This is a genomic window from Klebsiella sp. CB_Kp196 (genome assembly GCF_040061575.1).
Taxonomy (GTDB): Bacteria; Pseudomonadota; Gammaproteobacteria; order Enterobacterales; family Enterobacteriaceae; genus Klebsiella; species Klebsiella michiganensis.
The window spans coordinates 30,889-52,074 of the sequence record NZ_JBEAFH010000049.1 but is presented as its reverse complement, the minus strand read 5'-3'; the positions used below and the strand labels follow the sequence as shown (position 1 = coordinate 52,074).

The 21,186-nt window shown below is 55.8% G+C and carries 21 protein-coding genes; 18 read left to right on the top strand and 3 right to left on the bottom strand.

Annotated features, from left to right (window positions below):
- The first annotated feature begins 9 nt into the window (after positions 1 to 9).
- The 9 genes from fabG to ptsG all read left to right on the top strand — a co-directional run bounded on the left by fabG (position 10) and on the right by ptsG (position 8,669).
- The gene (fabG, locus tag ABLU87_RS16470) at positions 10 to 744 is read left to right on the top strand and encodes a 3-oxoacyl-ACP reductase FabG (RefSeq protein WP_004131399.1); all 735 of its coding nucleotides are present in this window, start codon (positions 10 to 12) and stop codon (positions 742 to 744) included.
- Positions 745 to 954: 210 nt separating this feature from the next.
- Positions 955 to 1,191 (top strand): acyl carrier protein, encoded by a 237-nt coding sequence (acpP, locus tag ABLU87_RS16465; protein ID WP_000103754.1) that lies wholly within the window; start codon positions 955 to 957, stop codon positions 1,189 to 1,191.
- An 89-nt stretch (positions 1,192 to 1,280) separates the two neighbouring features.
- Positions 1,281 to 2,522 (top strand): beta-ketoacyl-ACP synthase II, encoded by a 1,242-nt coding sequence (gene fabF / locus ABLU87_RS16460; RefSeq protein ID WP_004849908.1) that lies wholly within the window; start codon positions 1,281 to 1,283, stop codon positions 2,520 to 2,522.
- Between the two features lie 144 nt (positions 2,523 to 2,666).
- The gene (pabC, locus tag ABLU87_RS16455) at positions 2,667 to 3,476 is read left to right on the top strand and encodes an aminodeoxychorismate lyase (RefSeq protein ID WP_122117412.1); all 810 of its coding nucleotides are present in this window, start codon (positions 2,667 to 2,669) and stop codon (positions 3,474 to 3,476) included.
- A 2-nt stretch (positions 3,477 to 3,478) separates the two neighbouring features.
- Positions 3,479 to 4,501 (top strand): cell division protein YceG, encoded by a 1,023-nt coding sequence (yceG, locus tag ABLU87_RS16450; protein ID WP_122117411.1) that lies wholly within the window; start codon positions 3,479 to 3,481, stop codon positions 4,499 to 4,501.
- Positions 4,491 to 5,132: a dTMP kinase gene (tmk, locus tag ABLU87_RS16445; protein WP_025106911.1), complete on the top strand. Its 642-nt coding sequence runs from the start codon at positions 4,491 to 4,493 to the stop codon at positions 5,130 to 5,132. Before yceG ends, tmk begins: the two co-directional genes overlap by 11 nt.
- Positions 5,129 to 6,133, top strand: coding sequence for a DNA polymerase III subunit delta' (gene holB, locus ABLU87_RS16440; protein WP_122117410.1), 1,005 nt, complete (start codon positions 5,129 to 5,131; stop codon positions 6,131 to 6,133). The genes tmk and holB overlap by 4 nt, the downstream gene beginning before the upstream one ends.
- Before the next feature lie 10 nt (positions 6,134 to 6,143).
- The gene (locus tag ABLU87_RS16435; RefSeq protein ID WP_032749596.1) at positions 6,144 to 6,938 is read left to right on the top strand and encodes a metal-dependent hydrolase; all 795 of its coding nucleotides are present in this window, start codon (positions 6,144 to 6,146) and stop codon (positions 6,936 to 6,938) included.
- 297 nt (positions 6,939 to 7,235) lie between these two features.
- The gene (gene ptsG, locus ABLU87_RS16430) at positions 7,236 to 8,669 is read left to right on the top strand and encodes a PTS glucose transporter subunit IIBC (protein WP_014228844.1); all 1,434 of its coding nucleotides are present in this window, start codon (positions 7,236 to 7,238) and stop codon (positions 8,667 to 8,669) included.
- Between the two features lie 99 nt (positions 8,670 to 8,768).
- Here ptsG and fhuE read toward each other — a convergent pair whose 3' ends face one another.
- Entirely contained in the window at positions 8,769 to 10,952 is a 2,184-nt protein-coding gene (gene fhuE, locus ABLU87_RS16425) for a ferric-rhodotorulic acid/ferric-coprogen receptor FhuE (RefSeq protein ID WP_122117409.1), read from the bottom strand.
- A 353-nt stretch (positions 10,953 to 11,305) separates the two neighbouring features.
- Between fhuE and hinT the strand changes: the two genes are divergently transcribed.
- From hinT to ABLU87_RS16385, 8 genes are all read left to right on the top strand, one after another.
- Entirely contained in the window at positions 11,306 to 11,662 is a 357-nt protein-coding gene (gene hinT, locus ABLU87_RS16420) for a purine nucleoside phosphoramidase (protein WP_004849924.1), read from the top strand.
- Positions 11,663 to 11,667: 5 nt separating this feature from the next.
- Complete coding sequence (locus tag ABLU87_RS16415; protein WP_014228846.1) at positions 11,668 to 12,042, top strand: YcfL family protein; 375 nt, start codon at positions 11,668 to 11,670, stop codon at positions 12,040 to 12,042.
- Between the two features lie 12 nt (positions 12,043 to 12,054).
- Entirely contained in the window at positions 12,055 to 12,690 is a 636-nt protein-coding gene (gene lpoB / locus ABLU87_RS16410; protein ID WP_014228847.1) for a penicillin-binding protein activator LpoB, read from the top strand.
- Positions 12,671 to 13,489, top strand: coding sequence for a thiamine kinase (gene thiK / locus ABLU87_RS16405; RefSeq protein WP_046876503.1), 819 nt, complete (start codon positions 12,671 to 12,673; stop codon positions 13,487 to 13,489). Before lpoB ends, thiK begins: the two co-directional genes overlap by 20 nt.
- 31 nt (positions 13,490 to 13,520) lie before the next feature.
- The gene (gene nagZ, locus ABLU87_RS16400) at positions 13,521 to 14,531 is read left to right on the top strand and encodes a beta-N-acetylhexosaminidase (protein WP_029946910.1); all 1,011 of its coding nucleotides are present in this window, start codon (positions 13,521 to 13,523) and stop codon (positions 14,529 to 14,531) included.
- Between the two features lie 36 nt (positions 14,532 to 14,567).
- A complete protein-coding gene (ycfP, locus tag ABLU87_RS16395; RefSeq protein ID WP_004849931.1) occupies positions 14,568 to 15,110 on the top strand; it encodes an alpha/beta hydrolase YcfP in 543 nt (180 codons plus the stop codon).
- A 235-nt stretch (positions 15,111 to 15,345) separates the two neighbouring features.
- Positions 15,346 to 16,650, top strand: a complete 1,305-nt coding sequence (locus tag ABLU87_RS16390) for an NAD(P)/FAD-dependent oxidoreductase (protein ID WP_004849932.1) — start codon at positions 15,346 to 15,348, stop codon at positions 16,648 to 16,650.
- Between the two features lie 225 nt (positions 16,651 to 16,875).
- Positions 16,876 to 17,415: a glycine zipper 2TM domain-containing protein gene (locus ABLU87_RS16385; protein ID WP_004131424.1), complete on the top strand. Its 540-nt coding sequence runs from the start codon at positions 16,876 to 16,878 to the stop codon at positions 17,413 to 17,415.
- 56 nt (positions 17,416 to 17,471) lie between these two features.
- Here the strand turns inward: ABLU87_RS16385 and ABLU87_RS16380 are convergent, their stop codons facing one another.
- Entirely contained in the window at positions 17,472 to 19,649 is a 2,178-nt protein-coding gene (locus tag ABLU87_RS16380; RefSeq protein ID WP_049071768.1) for a TonB-dependent siderophore receptor, read from the bottom strand.
- A gap of 370 nt (positions 19,650 to 20,019) precedes the next feature.
- Positions 20,020 to 20,655 carry a TetR/AcrR family transcriptional regulator gene (locus ABLU87_RS16375; RefSeq protein ID WP_196942123.1) on the bottom strand — a complete coding sequence of 212 codons (636 nt, stop codon included), beginning with the start codon at positions 20,653 to 20,655 and terminating at the stop codon, positions 20,020 to 20,022.
- Between the two features lie 249 nt (positions 20,656 to 20,904).
- Here ABLU87_RS16375 and bhsA point away from each other — a divergent pair, with 249 nt between their 5' ends.
- Positions 20,905 to 21,162 carry a multiple stress resistance protein BhsA gene (gene bhsA, locus ABLU87_RS16370; protein WP_004131427.1) on the top strand — a complete coding sequence of 86 codons (258 nt, stop codon included), beginning with the start codon at positions 20,905 to 20,907 and terminating at the stop codon, positions 21,160 to 21,162.
- The last annotated feature ends 24 nt before the right edge of the window (positions 21,163 to 21,186 follow it).

Here is a 21,186-nt window from a genome sequence, read left to right as displayed (position 1 = left end):
AGGAAAACCATGAGTTTTGAAGGAAAAATCGCGCTGGTTACCGGTGCAAGTCGCGGGATTGGCCGCGCAATCGCTGAAACGCTCGTTGCCCGTGGCGCGAAAGTTATCGGTACTGCGACCAGCGAGAGCGGCGCGCAGGCGATCAGCGATTATTTAGGTGCTAACGGTAAAGGTCTGCTGCTGAATGTGACCGATCCTGCATCTATCGAATCTGTTCTGGGAAATATTCGCGCAGAATTTGGTGAAGTTGATATCCTGGTGAACAATGCCGGGATTACTCGTGATAACCTGTTAATGCGCATGAAAGATGATGAGTGGAACGATATTATCGAAACCAACCTGTCATCTGTTTTCCGTCTGTCAAAAGCGGTAATGCGCGCTATGATGAAAAAGCGTCATGGACGTATTATCACTATCGGTTCTGTGGTTGGTACCATGGGAAATGCGGGTCAGGCCAACTACGCTGCGGCGAAAGCGGGTCTGATTGGCTTCAGTAAATCACTGGCTCGCGAAGTTGCGTCCCGCGGTATTACTGTAAACGTTGTTGCTCCGGGCTTTATTGAAACGGACATGACGCGTGCGCTGACCGATGAGCAGCGTGCGGGTACGCTGGCGGCAGTTCCTGCGGGGCGCTTAGGCTCTCCAAATGAAATCGCCAGCGCGGTGGCATTTTTAGCCTCTGACGAAGCGAGTTACATCACCGGTGAAACTCTGCACGTCAACGGCGGAATGTATATGGTCTGACCGAGATTTGTGCAAAACGCTCAGGAACCGCGCAGTCTGTGCGGTTCACCGTAATGTTTTGTACAAAATGATTTGCGTTATGAGGGCAAACAGCCGCAAAATAGCGTAAAATCGTGGTAAGACCTGCCGGGATTTAGTTGCAAATTTTTCAACATTTTATACACTACGAAAACCATCGCGAAAGCGAGTTTTGATAGGAAATTTAAGAGTATGAGCACTATCGAAGAACGCGTTAAGAAAATTATCGGCGAACAGCTGGGCGTTAAGCAGGAAGAAGTTACCAACAATGCTTCCTTCGTTGAAGACCTGGGCGCTGATTCTCTTGACACCGTTGAGCTGGTAATGGCTCTGGAAGAAGAGTTTGATACTGAGATTCCGGACGAAGAAGCTGAGAAAATCACTACTGTTCAGGCTGCCATTGATTACATCAACGGCCACCAGGCGTAAGTGAACATCTCCAGGCGGTCATTCGACCGCCTGAGTTTTATCTATATTTTGTCCCACAAGAATCTATTTTCCCTCCCTGGAGGACAACCGTGTCTAAGCGTCGTGTAGTTGTGACCGGACTGGGCATGTTGTCTCCTGTCGGCAATACCGTAGAGTCTACCTGGAAAGCTCTCCTTGCCGGTCAGAGTGGCATCAGCCTGATCGACCATTTCGATACTAGCGCCTATGCAACGAAATTTGCTGGCTTAGTAAAGGATTTTAACTGTGATGACTTCATCTCGCGCAAAGAACAGCGCAAGATGGACGCCTTCATTCAATATGGAATTGTCGCTGGCATTCAGGCCATGCAGGATTCTGGCCTTGAAGTGACGGAAGAGAATGCTACCCGCATCGGTGCCGCTATTGGTTCCGGTATTGGCGGGCTTGGCCTGATCGAAGAAAACCACAGTTCGCTGGTAAAAGGCGGACCGCGTAAGATCAGCCCGTTCTTTGTTCCTTCCACAATCGTTAACATGGTGGCCGGGCATCTGACCATCATGTTTGGTCTGCGTGGACCAAGCATTTCCATCGCAACCGCCTGCACGTCTGGCGTACACAACATTGGTCACGCCGCGCGCGTTATCGCCTATGGCGATGCTGACGCAATGGTCGCCGGTGGTGCGGAAAAAGCCAGTACCCCGCTGGGCGTAGGCGGCTTTGGTGCAGCGCGCGCGCTGTCCACGCGCAATGACAACCCGCAGGCGGCAAGCCGTCCATGGGATAAAGAGCGTGATGGTTTCGTGCTCGGTGACGGCGCCGGCATGGTCGTGCTGGAAGAGTATGAGCACGCGAAAAAACGCGGCGCGAAAATCTATGCGGAAATCGTCGGCTTTGGTATGAGCAGCGATGCCTACCATATGACTTCGCCACCGGAAGATGGTGCTGGAGCCGCGCTGGCGATGGTGAACGCCATTCGTGATGCTGGCATTGAAGCTAGCCAGATTGGCTACGTCAACGCCCACGGCACCTCTACGCCGGCAGGCGATAAAGCAGAAGCGCAGGCGGTGAAATCCGTCTTCGGTGACGCTGCCAGCCGCGTCATGGTCAGCTCGACTAAGTCAATGACCGGCCACCTGTTGGGCGCCGCGGGCGCAGTAGAGTCTATCTACTCCATCCTCGCGCTGCGCGATCGGGCGGTTCCGCCAACCATCAACCTGGATAACCCGGATGACGGTTGCGATCTGGACTTCGTTCCGCACGAAGCGCGTCAGGTTAGCGATCTGGAGTATACCCTGTGTAACTCCTTCGGCTTCGGCGGCACTAACGGCTCGCTAATCTTTAAAAGGGTGTGATGCGCGCCTGACGCCACGTCTTTGCTGACGTCAATGCTCATCGAAAAACTGGCCCGCTCGTCGGGCCTTTTTTATTCAGTTTTCTCCGCTTGTTCAATGTATCTCCTCCTGCGAAACTAACCGGCCAGCGATAAGGAGACTTTTATGTATTTGATAAATGGCGCTGAAAGTGAAACGCTTGCGGTGAACGATCGCAGCGTTCAGTTCGGCGATGGCTGCTTTACCACGGCGCGCATCGTCAGAGGCCGGGTTCAGCTGCTGTCAGCCCATCTGGCCCGCCTGCAGAAGGCCTGTGAACAGCTCTTTATCCCCTACGACGACTGGGCGCTATTAGCGCAGGAGATGGCGCATCTGGCGCAGCCCCATCAGGATGGCGTGCTGAAGGTCATCATCACGCGCGGGGCGGGGGGGCGCGGATACAGCGCTGTCGGATGCGTGAATCCCGTGAGAATCCTCAGCGTATCGCCCTGGCCGGAGCACTATCTTCGCTGGCGCGAGGAGGGGATCTCCGTGACGTTGAGCCCTGTCAGGCTGGGACGCAATCCCTCGCTCGCCGGCCTCAAACACCTTAATCGGCTGGAGCAGGTGCTGATTCGGTCTCATCTTGAGCAGACGGACGCCGATGAAGCGCTGGTCCTTGACAGCGACGGGTGGCTTACGGAATGCTGTGCCGCGAACTTATTCTGGCGTAAAGGATCCGACGTCTTTACCCCGCGCCTCGATCAGGCGGGGGTCAACGGTATTATGCGCCAGTACATTCTCGCTAAGCTGGCACCATCGCCGTTTCGCGTTGTCGAAGCCACCATGCGCCCCGAGGCGTTACGCGAAGCCGACGAGGTCCTTGTCTGTAACGCATTAATGCCGCTGGTGCCTGTTCGCCGCTGGAACGATAAACGTTGGTCCACGCGCGAGCTTTATCATTTTTTAGCCCCCTTGTGTGAGCTGTCTGATTAGCCATGAAGAAAATGTTACGTTTCATTCTGCTGTTGGTGGTGGTGCTGGGCATCGCCGCGGGCATCGGTATGTGGAAAGTTCGCCAGCTGGCGGACAGTAAGTTACTGATTAAAGAAGAGACCATCTTTACCCTTGAGGCCGGAACGGGGCGCCTGGCGCTTGGGCAACAGCTGTATAGCGATAAAGTCATTAACCGCCCTCGGGTGTTCCAGTGGCTGCTGCGCATCAAGCCTGAGCTGTCCCACTTTAAAGCCGGGACCTATCGCTTCACGCCTGATATGACGGTACGCCAGATGCTGCAGCTGCTGGCCAGCGGTAAAGAGGCGCAGTTTCCGCTGCGCTTCGTTGAAGGTATGCGGGTGAGTGACTACCTGCGTCAGCTGCGCGATGCGCCTTACGTCAAGCATACGCTGGCGGATGACAGCTATGAAACCGTGGCGAAGGCCCTTGATCTGGAACATCCCGATTGGGTCGAAGGCTGGTTCTGGCCGGATACCTGGATGTATACCGCCAATACCAGCGATGTGGCGATCCTTAAGCGCGCGCATCAGAAGATGGTTGCCTCGGTCGATAAAGCCTGGGAAGGGCGGATGGAGAATCTGCCGTATCATGATAAGAATCAGCTGCTGACGATGGCCTCTATCATTGAAAAAGAGACGGCGCTGCCGGAAGAGCGCGACCGCGTCGCATCGGTATTTATCAATCGTTTACGTATCGGCATGCGTTTGCAAACCGATCCCACCGTGATTTACGGGATGGGGGAGAGTTATAATGGCAAATTGACGCGTAAAGACCTGGAAACGCCGACCGCTTACAATACCTATGCCATTAACGGTATGCCGCCCGGACCCATCGCCGCACCGGGCGAGGCCTCGCTGAACGCCGCCGCGCATCCGGCGAAAACGCCGTATCTTTATTTTGTCGCGGACGGTAAGGGCGGGCATACGTTTAACACCAACCTGGCCAGCCATAACCGCTCGGTTCAGGATTATTTGAAAGTACTTAAGGAAAAAAATGCGCAGTAACTATATCGTCATCGAGGGCCTGGAGGGCGCAGGGAAAACCACCGCGCGTGAATGTGTGGTAGAGACGCTAAAACAGCTGGGCGTTAGCGATATGGTGTTTACCCGCGAACCGGGCGGCACCATTCTGGCCGAGAAGCTGCGCAGCCTGGTGCTGGATATTCAGTCCACCGGCGATGAAGTGATTAATGATAAAGCGGAAGTGCTGATGTTTTACGCGGCGCGCGTACAGCTGGTAGAGACGGTGATTAAACCCGCTCTGGCGCGCGGTCAATGGGTCATTGGCGATCGTCACGATCTCTCTACCCAGGCCTATCAGGGCGGCGGTCGCGGTATCGACCAGACGATGCTGGCGACCCTGCGTGACGCGGTACTGGGAGACTTTCGTCCCCATCTGACGCTTTATCTTGATGTGACTCCGGAGGTGGGCCTGAAGCGCGCCCGCGCCCGCGGCGAACTTGACCGAATTGAGCAGGAGTCGCTGGATTTCTTTAATCGAACTCGCGCGCGCTACCTTGAACTGGCGGCGCAGGATCCCACCATCCGCACCGTTGACGCCACCCAGCCGCTGGAGGCCGTCGAGCGCGACATCCGTGCGGTGGTGAATCGGTGGGTTGCGGAGCAACTCCCATGAAATGGTATCCGTGGTTACGCCCGCCCTTTGAACAGCTGGTTGCCAGCTATCAGGCGGGACGGGGCCACCATGCGCTGATGGTCCAGGCGCTGCCGGGCATGGGGAGCGATGTGCTGATTTACGCGCTTTGTCGCTTTCTGATGTGCCGCCAGCCGGAAGGGCATAAAAGCTGCGGTCATTGCCACAGCTGTCAGCTGATGCAGGCCGGTACCCATCCTGATTATTATGCGTTGACCCCGGAAAAGGGGAAGAGCTCGCTCGGGATCGATGCCGTGCGCGAAGTGAGCGAAAAGCTTTATGAGCACGCCCGGCTTGGCGGCGCGAAGGTGGTGTGGATAGGCGATGCCGCTATGCTGACGGATGCGGCGGCAAACGCGCTGCTGAAAACGCTGGAGGAGCCGCCGGAGAATACCTGGTTCTTCCTGGCCTGTCAGGAGCCAGCGCGCCTGCTGGCAACGCTGCGCAGCCGCTGTCGTTTGTATCACCTTGCTCCGCCTTCAGAACGTTACGCGCTGGCGTGGTTAGAGCGGGAAGTGACGATGTCACAAGACTCGCTGCTCGCGGCGCTGCGGCTGAGCGCCAACGCGCCAGCGGCAGCGCTGGATCTGCTGCAGGATGCTCACTGGGCACCGCGCCAGCAGCTTTGTCAGATCCTGGGTAATATTTTAACTCACGGCGACTGGCTGACGCTGTTGCCGATTTTGAACCATGAACAGGCCGCGATTCGCCTGCACTGGCTGGCATCGCTGCTGGTCGATGCGCAAAAAAGGCAGCAGGGGATTACGCTTATCAGCAATCCGGACGCCTGGCCACTGGTCAATCAGCTGGCCGCTGCGCTGCCGGCGGCGCGCCTGCAGGCGATTGCGCGTGACGTCAGCGCCTGCCGCGAACAGCTGTTGAGCGTTGTCGGCATTAATCGCGAACTGCTGCTAACCGAGCGCCTTCTGCGCTGGGAACATTACCTGCAACCCGGGGCGGTTCTTCCCGTATCCCACCTCTGAGAGAGACATCATGTTTTTAGTCGACTCCCATTGCCATCTCGATGGCCTGGATTATCAAACGCTGCATAAAGATGTGGACGATGTACTGGCAAAGGCTTCCGCGCGCGATGTGAAATTTTGCCTGGCGGTGGCGACGACGCTGCCGGGATACCGCGGTATGCGCGAGCTGGTGGGGCAGCGTCACGACGTCGTTTTTTCCTGCGGCGTCCATCCGTTAAACCAGGATGAAGAGTATGACGTTGAAGAGCTGCGCAAACTCGCAGCAGAGAACGGCGTCGTCGCGATGGGCGAGACCGGGCTCGATTATTTCTACACGCCGGAAACAAAAGCGCGTCAGCAGGCGTCGTTTCGCGATCATATCCGTATAGGCCGGGAGCTGAATAAGCCGGTTATTGTTCACACCCGCGATGCCCGCGCCGATACGCTGGAAATTTTACGCGAAGAAAAAGTGACGGATTGCGGTGGCGTACTACACTGTTTCACTGAGGATAGGGAGACAGCGGGTAAGCTGCTGGATATGGGGTTCTATATCTCGTTTTCCGGCATTGTGACGTTCCGTAATGCGGAGCAGCTTCGCGATGCTGCGCGCTATGTACCTCTCGATCGCCTGCTGGTGGAGACCGATTCGCCGTATCTGGCGCCGGTACCGCATCGCGGCAAAGAGAACCAGCCGGCGATGGTCAGGGACGTCGCCGAGTATATGGCGGTCCTCAAGGGCGTATCGCTGGAGCAGCTGGCACAACAGACGACTGAAAATTTCGCGACGCTTTTTCATATTGACCCCTCCCGGCTGCAACCTCTCTGATATTGCTTATTATTTTAAGGCTCGTAATTAATAGCTAAAGCGAGTAAAGTTCACCGCCACAAATGGGGCGGTGAAGGTTTTTTGGCAACATTCAGACACGAGTTATGTAAATCAATGTCAGTTTTTAATGGGTGTCTGATTGAAACGTGATAGCCGTCAAACAATCATCCCGGTAATTATTTTACTCTGTGTAATAAATAAAGGGCGCTTAGATGTCCTGTCCACGGCGCGGTTCTCCCCCCGGGCCAATGCGTGAAAACGTAAAAAAGCACCAAATACTCAGGAGCACTCTCAATTATGTTTAAGAATGCATTTGCTAACCTGCAGAAGGTCGGTAAATCGCTGATGCTGCCGGTATCCGTACTGCCTATCGCAGGTATCCTGCTGGGCGTCGGTTCCGCAAACTTCAGCTGGCTGCCAGCCGTAGTTTCCCACGTCATGGCGGAAGCGGGCGGTTCGGTCTTCGCTAACATGCCGCTGATTTTTGCTATCGGTGTCGCACTTGGCTTCACCAATAACGACGGCGTATCCGCTCTGGCATCGGTCGTCGCTTACGGCATCATGGTGAAAACCATGGCCGTGGTTGCACCTCTGGTTCTGCATTTACCTGCTGAAGAGATTGCGGCTAAACACCTGGCGGATACCGGCGTCCTCGGCGGTATCATCTCCGGTGCCATCGCAGCCTACATGTTCAACCGCTTCTATCGCATTAAGCTGCCTGAGTATCTGGGCTTCTTTGCGGGCAAGCGTTTTGTGCCAATTATCTCCGGCCTGGCAGCGATCTTCACTGGCGTGATCCTGTCCTTTATCTGGCCACCGATCGGTACCGCAATCCAGACTTTCTCCCAGTGGGCCGCTTACCAGAACCCGGTTGTCGCGTTCGGTATCTACGGCTTCATTGAGCGCTGCCTGGTGCCGTTTGGTCTGCACCACATCTGGAACGTTCCTTTCCAGATGCAGATTGGTGAATACACCAACGCAGCAGGTCAGGTCTTCCACGGTGATATTCCGCGCTATATGGCAGGCGACCCGACTGCGGGCAAACTGTCCGGCGGCTTCCTGTTCAAAATGTACGGTCTGCCGGCCGCCGCTATCGCTATCTGGCACTCTGCCAAACCAGAAAACCGCGCGAAAGTGGGCGGTATCATGATCTCCGCAGCGCTGACCTCGTTCCTGACCGGTATTACCGAGCCGATCGAGTTCTCGTTCATGTTCGTTGCGCCGATCCTGTACATCATCCACGCGATTCTGGCAGGTCTGGCCTTCCCGATCTGTATCCTGCTGGGTATGCGTGACGGTACGTCGTTCTCTCACGGCCTGATCGACTTCATCGTTCTGTCTGGCAACAGCAGCAAGCTGTGGCTGTTCCCGATCGTCGGTATCTGCTACGCGATTGTTTACTACGTGGTGTTCCGCGTGCTGATCAAAGCGCTGGATCTGAAAACCCCGGGTCGTGAAGACGCCACCGAAGACAGCAAAGCTGGCGCGACCAGCGAAATGGCTCCGGCTCTGATTGCCGCGTTCGGCGGTAAAGAGAACATTACTAACCTCGACGCATGTATCACTCGTCTGCGCGTGAGCGTGGCGGATGTGGCGAAAGTTGATCAGGCTGGCCTGAAAAAACTGGGTGCCGCAGGCGTGGTTGTTGCAGGTTCAGGCGTTCAGGCTATTTTCGGTACCAAATCCGATAACCTGAAAACTGAAATGGATGAATACATCCGCAACAGCTAAGTTGTGATATGGGGAGACTAAGGCAGCCAACGGGCTGCCTTTTTTAATGGCCGCAGGCGTTAAAAGCGCGCCCGCGGCTTTTGTCACGTTAAGCCGAGATCAGAACTGATAGCTGGCCGTAATGCTGACGTTGCGCGGTTCGCCGTAGACGATGGAACCATCGACGTTGGTGTCGTAGGTTTTGTCGAACAGGTTATTGACGTTACCCTGCACAGCAAAACTTTTAGTGACCTGGTAGCGAGTGAACACATCCACCAGCGCGTAGCTGCCTTGTTCCGCACGGAACGTCCCGTACGGCGTCGCGGTATCTTTATACACCCGGTTCTGCCAGTTAACGCCGCCGCCGACGGTCAGTTCAGGCATTACCGGCAGACGGTAGCGGGTGAACAGCTTGACGCTGGTACGCGGCAGGTTGGGATTCACCGCATTGCCTTCATTGTCTTCAGCGACAAAACGCGTCGCCCCAAAGGTCATCTGCCAGTTATCGGTAATCGCCCCGTTGATTTCGAACTCCACCCCTTTGCTGACGGTACCGTCGACGGTTTTATAGGCTGCTTCGCCGTTGCTGCCGGGGATTTGCCCGCCGGTCGCCTGGCCGAGGTTATCCTGCTCGATGCGGAATAGGGCGAGCGTCGTCGTTAACCGGCTGTCCATCCAGTCCGACTTCAGGCCCACTTCATAGTTGTTTCCGGTAACCGGGGTCAGGTATTTACCGGAACTATCGCGCTTATTCTGCGGCTGGAAGACCGAGGTATAGCTGGTGTAGGCCGACCAGCTGTCGTTGATGTCGTAAACCAGCCCGGCGTACGGGGTGGTATGGTTTTTCTCCATCGTGTAGGTCAGCGTCTCGATGCTCCAGTTGTTATAGCGGACGCCAAGAATCAGATGCAGCGGGTCAAGCAGGGAAAAACGCGTCGCCGCATACAGCGACTTCATTCGCGTGGTATCGTCCTGCGCCAGGCTCTGCGGGCCCCAGCTGGTTTCCGGGAATGTCGCGCTATTGAAGCTATAGAAGCTGCCAACCTCATCGGGAAAGACGTTTGCCCACGAACTGAAATAGCGGTTGTTTTGTTTACTGTAGCTGGTGCCGATCATCAGGTTGTGCTGGCGACCAAACAGGTCGTAGCCGCCGTCGGCGAACAGGTCAACGGCGTCGACTTTACGTTTGCCGCTATTCCAGCCGGTACCGCCGACGTAATCATAGCCCGGGCCGTAGCTGCTATAGGGGCCCACCAGCATTCCGGTCGCTTTGTTGACGTACGCGTCAACGTACATCATCTTGCTGTCGAACGTGATCTCAGAATGGGTGGCATTCAGCGTTGCCTGCCAGGTATCGGCAAAGCGCTGTTTCAGCGTGACGAAGACCTTGTTGATCTCTTTGTCGTTATAGGCCCAGTCGGGCGCGGTGCTGTGGGCGCGGTCATAGCGGTTCTTGCTGCCATCGGTATTCCAGCGAGGCAGGCCACCCCATGTCGGGCTATTCACGTCGATACGATGATACTCGTAGCCAGCGGATAAAGCGGACGACGTACCGAGATCGGCATCAAGAATGCCGGAGAAGAACGTTTTTTCGCTGTTATAGCGATCCAGCCACGAGTCATTATTTTGATAACCGGCGATAATGCGCGCCCGTACGCTGCCATCGTCAGTCAGCGGGCTTTGCATATCAGCAACGTAGCGCTGCTTATTCCAGCTGCCGTACTCCGCAGAGACATTTCCCTTGAACTCCCGACTGGTCGCGTGCTTGCGGATCATATTGACCGACGCGGCAGGGTTGCCGGTACCGGTCAGCAAGCCGTTGGCGCCGCGTACGACCTCAACCCGTTCGAAGAGGGCCATATCTGAAAGCGCGTCGCCCAGATTCCAGCGAGATTCAAACCAGGTCGGAATGCCATCGACCATATAATTGTCGATCTCAAAACCGCGGGAATAATAGCTGGTGCGGTCTGAGTCCGCCTGGCTGCTGCTGATCCCCATGGTATGGTCCATGACGTCGCCCAGCGTTTGCAGCTGCTGATCCCGCATCCGCTGTTCGGTAATGATACTGACCGATTGCGGGATATCGCGCTGGGCCATCTCCATTTTAGTCCCGGCTGAGGTGGTTCTGACGCTGTAGTCCTGCTCTTGTGTCTCCGAGGCGCTATCTGCGGAACCTTCTACAATAATAGTGTCTTCGGACGTGCCGGCTGCCTGACTGAGGTTGGGAAAGATCGCCAGCGCGATACCCATAGCAAGCAGGGACGGCGCGTTACGCCCATCCCGAAAGTTGGTGGAGAGAGACATCATAAGCCCTTGATCGTGTGATTGTTGTTATTTGCTGCGGCGCGATGGCCGCGGTAGATCGTCAGTGCACTGCATTTTCTTTGAATACAAATGAGAAATATACGCATTAATATTTAATGTGTAAACAAGCGGGAAAACGGCTGTACCCGGGTCTTGTTGACCGGTACTGGGAGGCATACAGCGAAGAAACGCTTAATCCGTCAGCAGCTAAGCGCTTGGTCGCGTAAGAAAAAACGCATTCAGGTTGAAAGAGGGGGAGTAACTCGCTCATACTCTTAGGGGAATCCTGTGCATCCGCGTTTACCTGCAGAGGCAGGCCAGAGCACGGTATAAAAATTATTAAGGAATCAGTCATGGCAGAAGAAACGATTTTCAGCAAAATCATTCGCCGGGAGATCCCGTCGGATGTGGTTTATCAGGATGAGCTCGTGACCGCTTTTCGCGACATCTCTCCGCAGGCGCCAACCCATATTCTGATCGTTCCCAATATCCTGATTCCCACCGTCAACGATGTGACCGCAGAGCACGAGCTTGCCCTGGGACGCATGATGACCGTCGCGGCGAAAATCGCCCGCGATGAGGGGCTTGCCGACGATGGCTATCGCCTGATCGTCAACTGCAATCGCCACGGGGGCCAGGAGGTCTACCATGTCCATATGCACCTGCTGGGCGGCCGTCCGTTAGGCCCGATGCTGGCTCATAAAGGTTAACATTCATGCGCGCAGCCCACTTCGGCGCACTTCTGGCCGTGACGTTACTGGCCGGGTGCAGTTCGCATCCGGAAATTCCGGTCAGCGATCAGCAAAGTCTGGTGATGGAATCAAACGTACTGGCAGCGGGCATCAGCGCTGAAGTACCTACGGTGACCGCATCCGAGATTCAGGCGACGGCGACCACCCGATTGTTCAATGAACGCCAGGTACCGGTGACCGTGCATTATCGCTTTTTCTGGTATGACGCCAGAGGGCTGGAAATGCATCCGCTGGAGTCCGCGCGCAGCATAACGGTGCCTGCGCACTCTTCCGTTACGCTTTATGGCAGCGCCAATATTCTGGGGGCGCACAAGGCCCGTCTTTATCTTTATCTGTAAGAGGTAATCGTAATGATTAAACTATGTCGCTATGCATTAGTTACCGCACTGGCGATATTCCTTGCCGGATGCGTGGGTCAACGTCAGGAACCCGCTCCCGTTGAGGAAGCGCAGCCGAAGCCGCAGCAGCCCGTTCAGCCGCAGCCGACTGTGCCGACTATTCCCGTGATACCTACGCAGCCGGGTCCGATTGAACACGGCGAGCAGCCAGCGCAGCCGGCGCCGCGCGTGCGTCATTTTGACTGGAATTCCGCGGTGCAGCCGATGATAGGGCAGATGCTGCAGGCCAGCGGCGTAAATGCGGGCAGCATTTTGCTGGTCGACAGCGTCAATAACCGCACCAACGGCACGTTGAATGCGGGAGAGGCCACCACGGCGCTGCGCAACGCGCTGGAAGGCAATGGAAAATTCACCCTGGTCTCGCAGCAGCAGCTGGGCGTAGCCAAACAGCAGCTTGGCCTGTCGCCGCAGGATAGCCTTGGCAGCCGCAGTAAAGCGATGGGCATTGCGCGTACCGTTGGCGCACAGTACGTGCTCTATTCCAACGCGACCGGCAACGTTAATTCCCCTGAGCTGAAAATGCAGCTAATGCTGGTCCAGACCGGCGAAATTATCTGGTCAGGCAAAGGTGCTGTTCAGCAACAATAAGCTCACGCGCGACGAAGTGCTGTCGCGCTTTTTCCCGCGCTATACGCCTGTCGCCGCGCCGCCCCAAAACGGGCTGAGCGGCGGCAGCTGCATTCTCAGCGATGGTCGGCAAAAGCGGGTGCTGCGCCAGCCGCACGATCCGCATGCGCCGGCCTGCGACTTTCGCCGTCAATATCACGTTCTGTCACGCCTTCCCGATTCGTTAGCGCCCGCGCCGGTGTTTTATTCTCCCGCCTGGATGGTGGTGGAATATTGCTCAGGCGATGTGGTTAACGCATTACCGGAGTGTCCGGCGCTCGCAGGGTTACTGTATCATCTGCACCGACAGCCGCGCTTTGGCTGGCGTATCGCGCTGCGGCCGCTGCTTGAGCGCTACTGGCAACAGTGCAGCCCCGCGCGGCGCACACCGCAGTGGCTACGTTGGCACAAACGGCTGCTGCGTCGCGGCGAGCCCCGGCCGCTGCGTCTCGCCCCGTTACATATGGATGTCCATGCGGGCAACATCGTTCACGGCGAGGCGGGGCTGCGGCTGATTGACTGGGAATATGCGGGCGATGGCGATGTTGCGCTGGAGCTGGCGGCGGTGTGGATCGAGCCCGCCGCGCATCGTCGGCTAGCCGCAGAATACGCGAGACGGGCGAGCATCGATGAGCTTCAGCTCTGGCGGCAAATTCAGCGCTGGCGTCCGTGGGTGCAGCTGCTGATGGCGGGCTGGTACGAGCGACGCTGGCAGCAAACCGGTGACCGACAGTTTATTGCGCTGGCGGATGAGGTATGGCGCCAGTTAGACAAAAAGTAAAAGGATAAGAGAGGTGGATGTGGGCCCGGTAATGTTGGATGTCGAAGGTTTTGAACTGGATGCGGAAGAGCGTGAGATTCTGGCGCATCCTTTGGTTGGCGGGCTGATCCTGTTTACCCGCAACTATCACGATCCGGCGCAGCTGCGTGAGCTGGTCCGCCAGATCCGCGAGGCTTCGCGCAACCATCTGGTGGTGGCGGTAGATCAGGAAGGCGGGCGCGTGCAGCGTTTCCGCGAGGGTTTTACCCGCCTCCCCGCGGCGCAATCTTTCGCCGCGCTGCTCGGCATGGAGGAGGGCGGTAAGCTGGCCGCAGAGGCCGGCTGGCTGATGGCCAGCGAAATGATCGCCATGGATATTGATATCAGCTTTGCGCCGGTTCTGGACGTTGGGCATATCAGCGCCGCTATTGGCGAGCGATCCTATCACGACGATCCCGACAAAGCCCTGGCGATAGCTCGTCATTTTATTGACGGCATGCACGCCGCGGGAATGAAAACCACCGGTAAGCACTTTCCCGGACACGGCGCGGTGACGGCCGATTCCCATAAAGAGACGCCGCGCGATCCGCGCGCGGAAGCGGAAATTCGCGCCAGAGATATGGCCATCTTCCGTACGCTGATTGGCGAGCAGCGGCTTGATGCGATCATGCCCGCTCACGTCATCTACAGCGACGTTGACCCGCGTCCGGCCAGCGGATCTGCGCACTGGCTAAAAACGGTTCTGCGCGGTGAGCTGGGATTTGAAGGGGTGATTTTCTCTGACGATCTGTCGATGGAAGGGGCGGCGATTATGGGCAGCTACGCCGAGCGCGGCCAGGCATCGCTGGATGCGGGTTGCGATATGATCCTTGTCTGCAATAATCGTAAGGGTGCGGTCAGCGTGCTGGATAACCTGTCGCCGATCAAAGCAGAACGTGTTACGAAATTGTATCATAAAGGTTCCTTTAGCCGTCAGGCGTTAAGGGATTCCGCCCGCTGGAAGACGATCAGCGCGCAGCTTGAGCAGCTTCACGCGCGCTGGCAAGAGGCGAAATCCGCGTAATAAACCTGAAAGGCGTTGTTGTCTGGTGAGGATGCGATGATTATCTATTTACATGGTTTTGACTCAAACAGCCCCGGTAACCATGAGAAGGTGCTTCAGCTTCAGTTTATTGACCCCGATGTTCGGTTGATTAGCTACAGCACGCGGCATCCCAAACATGATATGCAGCACTTATTAAAAGAGGTCGATAAGATGCTGCAGCTGAGCGCCGACGATCGGCCGCTGATTTGCGGCGTGGGTCTCGGCGGCTTCTGGGCGGAGCGAATTGGCTTTCTTTGCGATATCCGCCAGGCCATTTTTAACCCGAACCTGTTTCCCAATGAAAACATGGAAGGGAAAATTGATCGGCCGGAAGAGTATGCGGATATTGCCACCAAATGCGTGAATAATTTCCGCGAAAAAAACCGCGATCGCTGCCTGGTGGTGCTATCTCGTCAGGACGAAGCGCTGAATAGCCAGCGTTCGGCGGACCTGCTGCACCATTACTATGAGATAATCTGGGATGAAGAACAGACCCACAAGTTCAAGAATATCTCCCCGCATCTCCAGCGCATAAAAGCCTTCAAAACCCTCGGCTAAACGCGCGCCGGCCCGCAATGTGAAAACATCGCGGGCTTTTTTTTATTCATTTTTGCGATTCTGCGCTCAAAAAATATGCGGTAAAACTTGATGCATATCAATTTTGGTATGACCAATGCACCGTTCATGTTATTCTCGATCTCGCTGAATGGTTTCACTGCCATAACCTGTTGTTAATTAAAGGTTATATGTATAACTTTTAGTTAACAATTGGTTAATAATTTTAGGGGGTCGCGTGACTACGCCATTGAAAAAAATAGTGATTGTGGGTGGTGGTGCCGGTGGGCTGGAGCTGGCTACCCAGTTGGGTAAAAAGCTGGGCCGTAATAAAAAGGCCAAAATCACGCTGGTTGATCGTAACCACAGCCACCTGTGGAAACCGCTGCTGCATGAAGTGGCGACCGGTTCACTTGATGAAGGTGTAGACGCGCTGAGCTACCTTGCTCACGCCCGTAACCACGACTTCCAGTTCCAGCTGGGATCGGTGGTGGATATTAACCGTGAAACCAAAACGATCACCCTCGCCGAGCTGCATAACGAGAAGGGCGAGCTGCTGGTGCCCGAGCGTAAGCTGCCGTACGACACGCTGGTCATGGCGCTGGGAAGTACGTCGAACGACTTCAACACGCCTGGCGTGAAAGAGAACTGCATCTTCCTCGATAATCCGCATCAGGCGCGTCGTTTCCATCAGGAAATGCTGGATCTGTTCCTCAAGTATTCGGCGAACCTCGGGGCGAACGGCAAGGTGAATATCGCCATCGTCGGCGGCGGCGCGACCGGCGTTGAGCTGTCGGCCGAGCTGCACAATGCGGTGAAACAGCTGCACAGCTACGGCTACAAAGGTCTGACTAACGAAGCTCTGAACGTGACGCTGGTTGAAGCTGGCGAGCGTATTCTGCCCGCGCTGCCGCCGCGCATTTCCGGCGCCGCGCACAGCGAGCTGACCAAGCTTGGCGTTCGCGTATTGACCAAAACCATGGTCACCAGCGCCGATGCAAACGGTCTGCACACGAAAGAAGGCGAATTTATCAACGCTGACCTGATGGTCTGGGCGGCCGGGATTAAGGCGCCGGACTTTATGAAAGAGATTGGCGGACTGGAGACTAACCGTATTAACCAGCTGGTGGTCGAACCGACGCTGCAAACGACGCGCGATGCGGATATTTACGCCATCGGCGACTGCGCGTCCTGCGCGCGCCCGGAAGGCGGTTTTGTCCCGCCGCGCGCTCAGGCTGCGCACCAGATGGCGACCTGCGCCCTGCACAATATTCTGGCGCAGATGAAAGGTAAGCCGCTGAAAGCTTATACCTATAAAGATCACGGTTCGCTGGTGTCGCTCTCTAACTATTCCACCGTGGGCAGCCTGATGGGCAACCTGATGCGCGGTTCAATGATGATCGAAGGTCGCATTGCGCGCTTCGTCTATATCTCTCTGTATCGCATGCACCAGATTGCGCTGCACGGCTACTTTAAAACCGGCCTGATGATGCTGGTAGGACGTATCAACCGCATTATTCGTCCGCGCCTGAAGCTGCATTAATGTCTCTGGGTGGCAAAGCCAGAAGGTTTTGTCCGCCCGTTTACTTTTCGCATTAAGAGACTCATAACCAGAATATCCTCCTTTCCTTGCCGGAAAACCCTCTCAGATTCCTCCGAATCCCGTTGATTTGCCACACGTTCACGCACTTTTCATCCGCTTTCTTATTTGCAAGCCTGATGCCTGGATTGCAAAATTACGGGCAATAGCAACGAAGGAGGAAGTCCCGTGAATAAATCAATGTTGGCGGGTATAGGAATTGGCGTGGCTGCCGCGCTGGGCGTCGCAGCCGTTGCCGGTCTTAACGTGTTAGATCGCGGCCCGCAGTATGCACAGGTAGTGTCCAGTACGCCGATAAAAGAGAGCGTCAAAACCCCGCGCCAGGAGTGCCGGAACGTCACCGTGACCCATCGTCGACCGGTGCAGGATGAAAACCGCATCGCCGGATCCGTGCTGGGCGCGGTAGCCGGAGGGGTTATTGGCCATCAGTTCGGCGGCGGACGCGGCCGCGACGTTGCCACCGTCGTGGGCGCGCTGGGCGGCGGCTATGCCGGTAACCAGATTCAGGGCTCAATGCAGGAAGGGGATACCTACACCACGACGCAGCAGCGCTGCAAAACGGTGTACGATAAATCAGAAAAAATGCTCGGCTACGATGTCACTTACAAAATCGGCGACCAGCAGGGCAAAATCCGTATGGATCGCGACCCTGGTACGCAAATCCCGCTGGACAGCAATGGCCAACTGATTCTGACTAACAAAGCGTAAAAAAGATGTGTATCTTTATTCGCCCCTCAGGCTCTCTGGCTGAGGGGCTTTTTTTATCAGAAGCTCAAAGCGTAGTTCAGGCCGAAGGTGCGTCCGCGGCCTTTATACTCGTAGAGAGAGCTGCTGCCGTAGGTCGGGCTATACAGCAGCGGCGCGCGCTGGCCCCAGAGGGTGACATAATCTTCATTGAGCAGGTTCTCAATGCTGAAGGTCAGCTTGCCGAGAGGGAGCGCGTAGCTGCCGATAAAGTCTACCGTATTGTAGCCGTCGAGCTTATTGCCGCTGGCATCGCTGATATCAAACACCTGCTGGCTCTGCACCCGCAGCGACCACGGCTCCGGCGCCCAGCCAACCCACGCGGTGGCTTTTGACGGCGAGGCGAGAGTGACGTCCCACTTCTGCCAGCTACCGTCGCTTTTCACCTGCGATTTCAGCACGTTAAAGTTAGCTCCGGCGCTCCAGTCGCTGTTCGGGAAGTAGTAGTCCACCGCGCCCTCTACGCCATAAATACGGCGTTTATCGGACTGCACATCGATGGTCATATCGGTACGGTTAACGACGATCGTTTTATCGGAGGTCGAGTAGTAAGCCGCCAGCTGAGTGCGTAGATTATCGCCGGTGTAGCGCCAGCCCAGTTCGTACGAGTTAACTTTAATTCCCTGCAGCGGCGAATCGCCAACGTTCACGCTTGAGAGAAGCGGAAGATGGCCGTTGACCGCCGCGCCGTACTTACCGATGCCGTAGTATTTGCCCGGATCCGGCAGCTCAACGCCCTGGGAGAAGTTAAACCAGGTCTGCTGACGATCGGTGAGATGGGCGACAATCCCGGCGTTAAACAGGAAGTTGTCGTAATCGGTTTTTCCGCCCGGAATGGCATCCGCTGAGCTGACCTTGCCGCTGGCGACATCCTGCTGCTGGGCATAGCCGACAAAATCATCGACCCGGTTTTCCGTCCACTGATAACGTACGCCGCCGCTGATAGTGAAGATGTCGTTCAGGTCATAGCTGGACTGCAGGAACGGCGCCAGGTTGGTAATGCTGTAGCCGGGATAACGGCCGGTGGTGTAGATAGCCTGGTTATTCAGACCGCCGGAAGACATAGACTGGCCCAAATCGAAGAACATCTGATTGGCGTTGAAGGTTTCGTGGTCGGCGTCCACTCCCCAGGTCAGATCCCAGCCATCCAGCGGCTGGCTATTCAGGGTGATCTTCGCGCCGTACTGATCGGTATCCTGCTTTGAAGAGGAGAAGCTGCTGACCTGGCCTTTGCTGAGCGTAGGGAAAGGGTAAAAAGTCAGGGATTCATCACGATAATAGACCTGGCTGACCAGATTCTGGCCGAGGAAATCGGCATCGGAATACTGCAGGCTTATCAGGTGACGTTCGGTGCCGGGGACGCGGTCGGAGTTCAGGCCATCGGTGGTAAAGGCTTTGCCGTCGCCGGTCACCGCCGACATATTTTTCCCGAGGTACAGACCGTAATCGTCGCCCTGGCTTTTATAGTACTGGGTTACCAGCTGCAGCTGACGGTTCTCGTCAATCTCAATGGTTCCCGTTCCCATCACATCCAGACGGTCGGAATGCTGAAGCCCGGTCTGGGTATTATCAAGGATCAGCGCATCGTTATTGCCATCATACCAGCCGCCAAAACGCTGATAGGCGACCGATAAACGGCCGGAAGCGTGGTCGGTACCGCCGCTGACCGCTGCCGCCACGCGTTCATCATGATCGTTGCTGTTGGCAAAACCGGTTTTGCTCCCCAGCTCCAGGTCAACCTGGCGCTCCTGCTGGCCCTTTTTGGTGACGATATTAATAAGGCCGCCGGTACTACCGCCGCCGTACAGCGATGTGGCGCCGGAGATCACCTCGATATGCTCAATGTTAAACGGATCGATAGAATCCAGCTGGCGGCTATCGGTACGGGAAGAGTTAAGGCGAACGCCGTCAATCAGCACGACGATCGCGCGGCCGCGCATATTCATGCCGTAGTTGGTGCGTCCCTGGCTGCTGACGTCGATGCCGGGGATCAGCTGCGCCAGCACGTCTTTAAATTCTTTTCCGCCCTGAACTTGCTGTTCAATTTCCTGGCCTTCGATAACCCAGGTGGTCTGGGCCATTTCAGCGACGGTGCGGTGCGTTCGGTTTGCGCTGACGATCATGCTGTCATCAGCGGCCCAGGCGGGCAGGGCGGTTGCCAGCAGCAGTGGGTTAAGCACCCAGAGACGCTTGTTCATGCTCATTCCTTTTATGAGTTTATGCCCGTCATTCTTCAAGTTGCAGGTGTGTTGACTGCGGATTACTCGGCCCATCCATGGGCCTCGCCCCTACGGGGCCAGCGCTAGCGCAGATCAAGGCGCAAGCGCCATGTCCTGCAACTCGAATTATTTAGGGCTTACGATATCGTTGTTTTCGTTATTCGGTACGGGCGTACCGGTTGTTACACGGTGAAATATACAGAAACGTTTAAGGCCGAATTTTGCCCGTATTGATTATTGTTATCAATATCATTCTCGCGAAATGAACAAAATAAATGACTGAAAACATTGCGTTATGTAGGGATAAAGGGGAGGGGAACCGGTGGGGAGCCCACCGGTAAGCGAGTTCTTAGCGCTGAAGAACCTGGGGCCACAGATGCAGCGTAGTCTCGGCGATTTGCATGATTTTAGTGAAGTCGGCGCCTTCGCGGGCGCTGATCGACATGCCTTGTAATATGCAGTTGAGGAACTGCGCCAGCTGACGTACGTCGCCGTCTGGCGGCAGCTCGCCGCGCAGCTGCCGCTGCTGGAGAAACTGCGTTAGCGTCTGTTCCTGCATTGCGTGCCGGGACTTAACGGTATTGGCGATATCGGTGGACGCCGCCGCGAGCGCTGCGGAGGTATTAATCATAAAGCAGCCTGCCGGCGTTTCTTTGCTGGTAAAGCAGGTCGCGACGGCGGTGAAGTAGTCGCGTAACGCTCGATCGACGCTTTTCTCTTCGTCAAACAGGAGCGCTTCGTGCCTGGCGGCAAAACGCGCGATGTAGCGATCCAGCACCGCGCGAAACAACCCCTCTTTATTCACAAATTCCGCGTAAAGCGTAGGCGCTTTTGCGCCCGTCGCCTCCACTAAATCGGCGAGAGAGGTCGCTTCATAGCCGTGCTGCCAGAAGAGTGTCATGGCCTTATCCAGCGCCGCTTCCCTGTCGAACACTTTAGGTCGGCCACGGCTTTTTTTCGTGCAACTTTGAACGTCAGTTGTCATGGTGCCGCTGTACCTGTGTTGGTTTGTTGAAAAGGCATTATAAAAATAAACCTTACGTGCTACCAGCGATGTTGCTCTAAAAATAAATAATTCATATATGTATGAATTTTAAGCTGTTTATAAATAGTTAAACGGTCGTTATAAAAATAGTTTGACGTGTGACGTGGATCACATTATCATTTCCCTATCGATCGTTAATTAAATGCATTCGCCCCTACAAAAACATTCATCTGCACAGGTATAACAATCATGAAAAATGTTAAAACACTCGCTATCGCCGCTGTTCTTAGCTCACTCTCTTTCGCCAGCTTCGCCGCTGTAGAAGTTCAGTCAACGCCGGCGGGTCAGCATAAAATCGGTACCGTTTCCGCCTCAGCCGGGACCAACCTGGGTTCGCTGGAAGATCAGCTGGCGCAAAAAGCGGAAGAGATGGGCGCAACCTCTTACCGTATTACGTCCGTAACCGGTCCTAACACCCTTCACGGGACTGCGGTTATCTACAAATAATTTTTTGAACTACCCCTGTTATGC

Excerpts from the sequence above, each read along its gene's own strand:
- ABLU87_RS16380 (WP_049071768.1), bottom strand. The coding sequence starts at position 19,649 with ATGAACAAGCGTCTCTGGGTGCTTAACCCACTGCTGCTGGCAACCGCC.
- ABLU87_RS16435 (WP_032749596.1), top strand. The coding sequence starts at position 6,144 with ATGTTTTTAGTCGACTCCCATTGCCATCTCGATGGCCTGGATTATCAA.
- yceG (WP_122117411.1), top strand. The coding sequence starts at position 3,479 with ATGAAGAAAATGTTACGTTTCATTCTGCTGTTGGTGGTGGTGCTGGGC.
- fhuE (WP_122117409.1), bottom strand. The coding sequence starts at position 10,952 with ATGTCTCTCTCCACCAACTTTCGGGATGGGCGTAACGCGCCGTCCCTG.
- pabC (WP_122117412.1), top strand. The coding sequence starts at position 2,667 with ATGTATTTGATAAATGGCGCTGAAAGTGAAACGCTTGCGGTGAACGAT.
- bhsA (WP_004131427.1), top strand. The coding sequence starts at position 20,905 with ATGAAAAATGTTAAAACACTCGCTATCGCCGCTGTTCTTAGCTCACTC.
- tmk (WP_025106911.1), top strand. The coding sequence starts at position 4,491 with ATGCGCAGTAACTATATCGTCATCGAGGGCCTGGAGGGCGCAGGGAAA.
- lpoB (WP_014228847.1), top strand. The coding sequence starts at position 12,055 with ATGATTAAACTATGTCGCTATGCATTAGTTACCGCACTGGCGATATTC.
- fabG (WP_004131399.1), top strand. The coding sequence starts at position 10 with ATGAGTTTTGAAGGAAAAATCGCGCTGGTTACCGGTGCAAGTCGCGGG.
- ABLU87_RS16415 (WP_014228846.1), top strand. The coding sequence starts at position 11,668 with ATGCGCGCAGCCCACTTCGGCGCACTTCTGGCCGTGACGTTACTGGCC.
- nagZ (WP_029946910.1), top strand. The coding sequence starts at position 13,521 with ATGTTGGATGTCGAAGGTTTTGAACTGGATGCGGAAGAGCGTGAGATT.
- ptsG (WP_014228844.1), top strand. The coding sequence starts at position 7,236 with ATGTTTAAGAATGCATTTGCTAACCTGCAGAAGGTCGGTAAATCGCTG.
- hinT (WP_004849924.1), top strand. The coding sequence starts at position 11,306 with ATGGCAGAAGAAACGATTTTCAGCAAAATCATTCGCCGGGAGATCCCG.
- ycfP (WP_004849931.1), top strand. The coding sequence starts at position 14,568 with ATGATTATCTATTTACATGGTTTTGACTCAAACAGCCCCGGTAACCAT.
- ABLU87_RS16375 (WP_196942123.1), bottom strand. The coding sequence starts at position 20,655 with ATGACAACTGACGTTCAAAGTTGCACGAAAAAAAGCCGTGGCCGACCT.
- acpP (WP_000103754.1), top strand. The coding sequence starts at position 955 with ATGAGCACTATCGAAGAACGCGTTAAGAAAATTATCGGCGAACAGCTG.
- holB (WP_122117410.1), top strand. The coding sequence starts at position 5,129 with ATGAAATGGTATCCGTGGTTACGCCCGCCCTTTGAACAGCTGGTTGCC.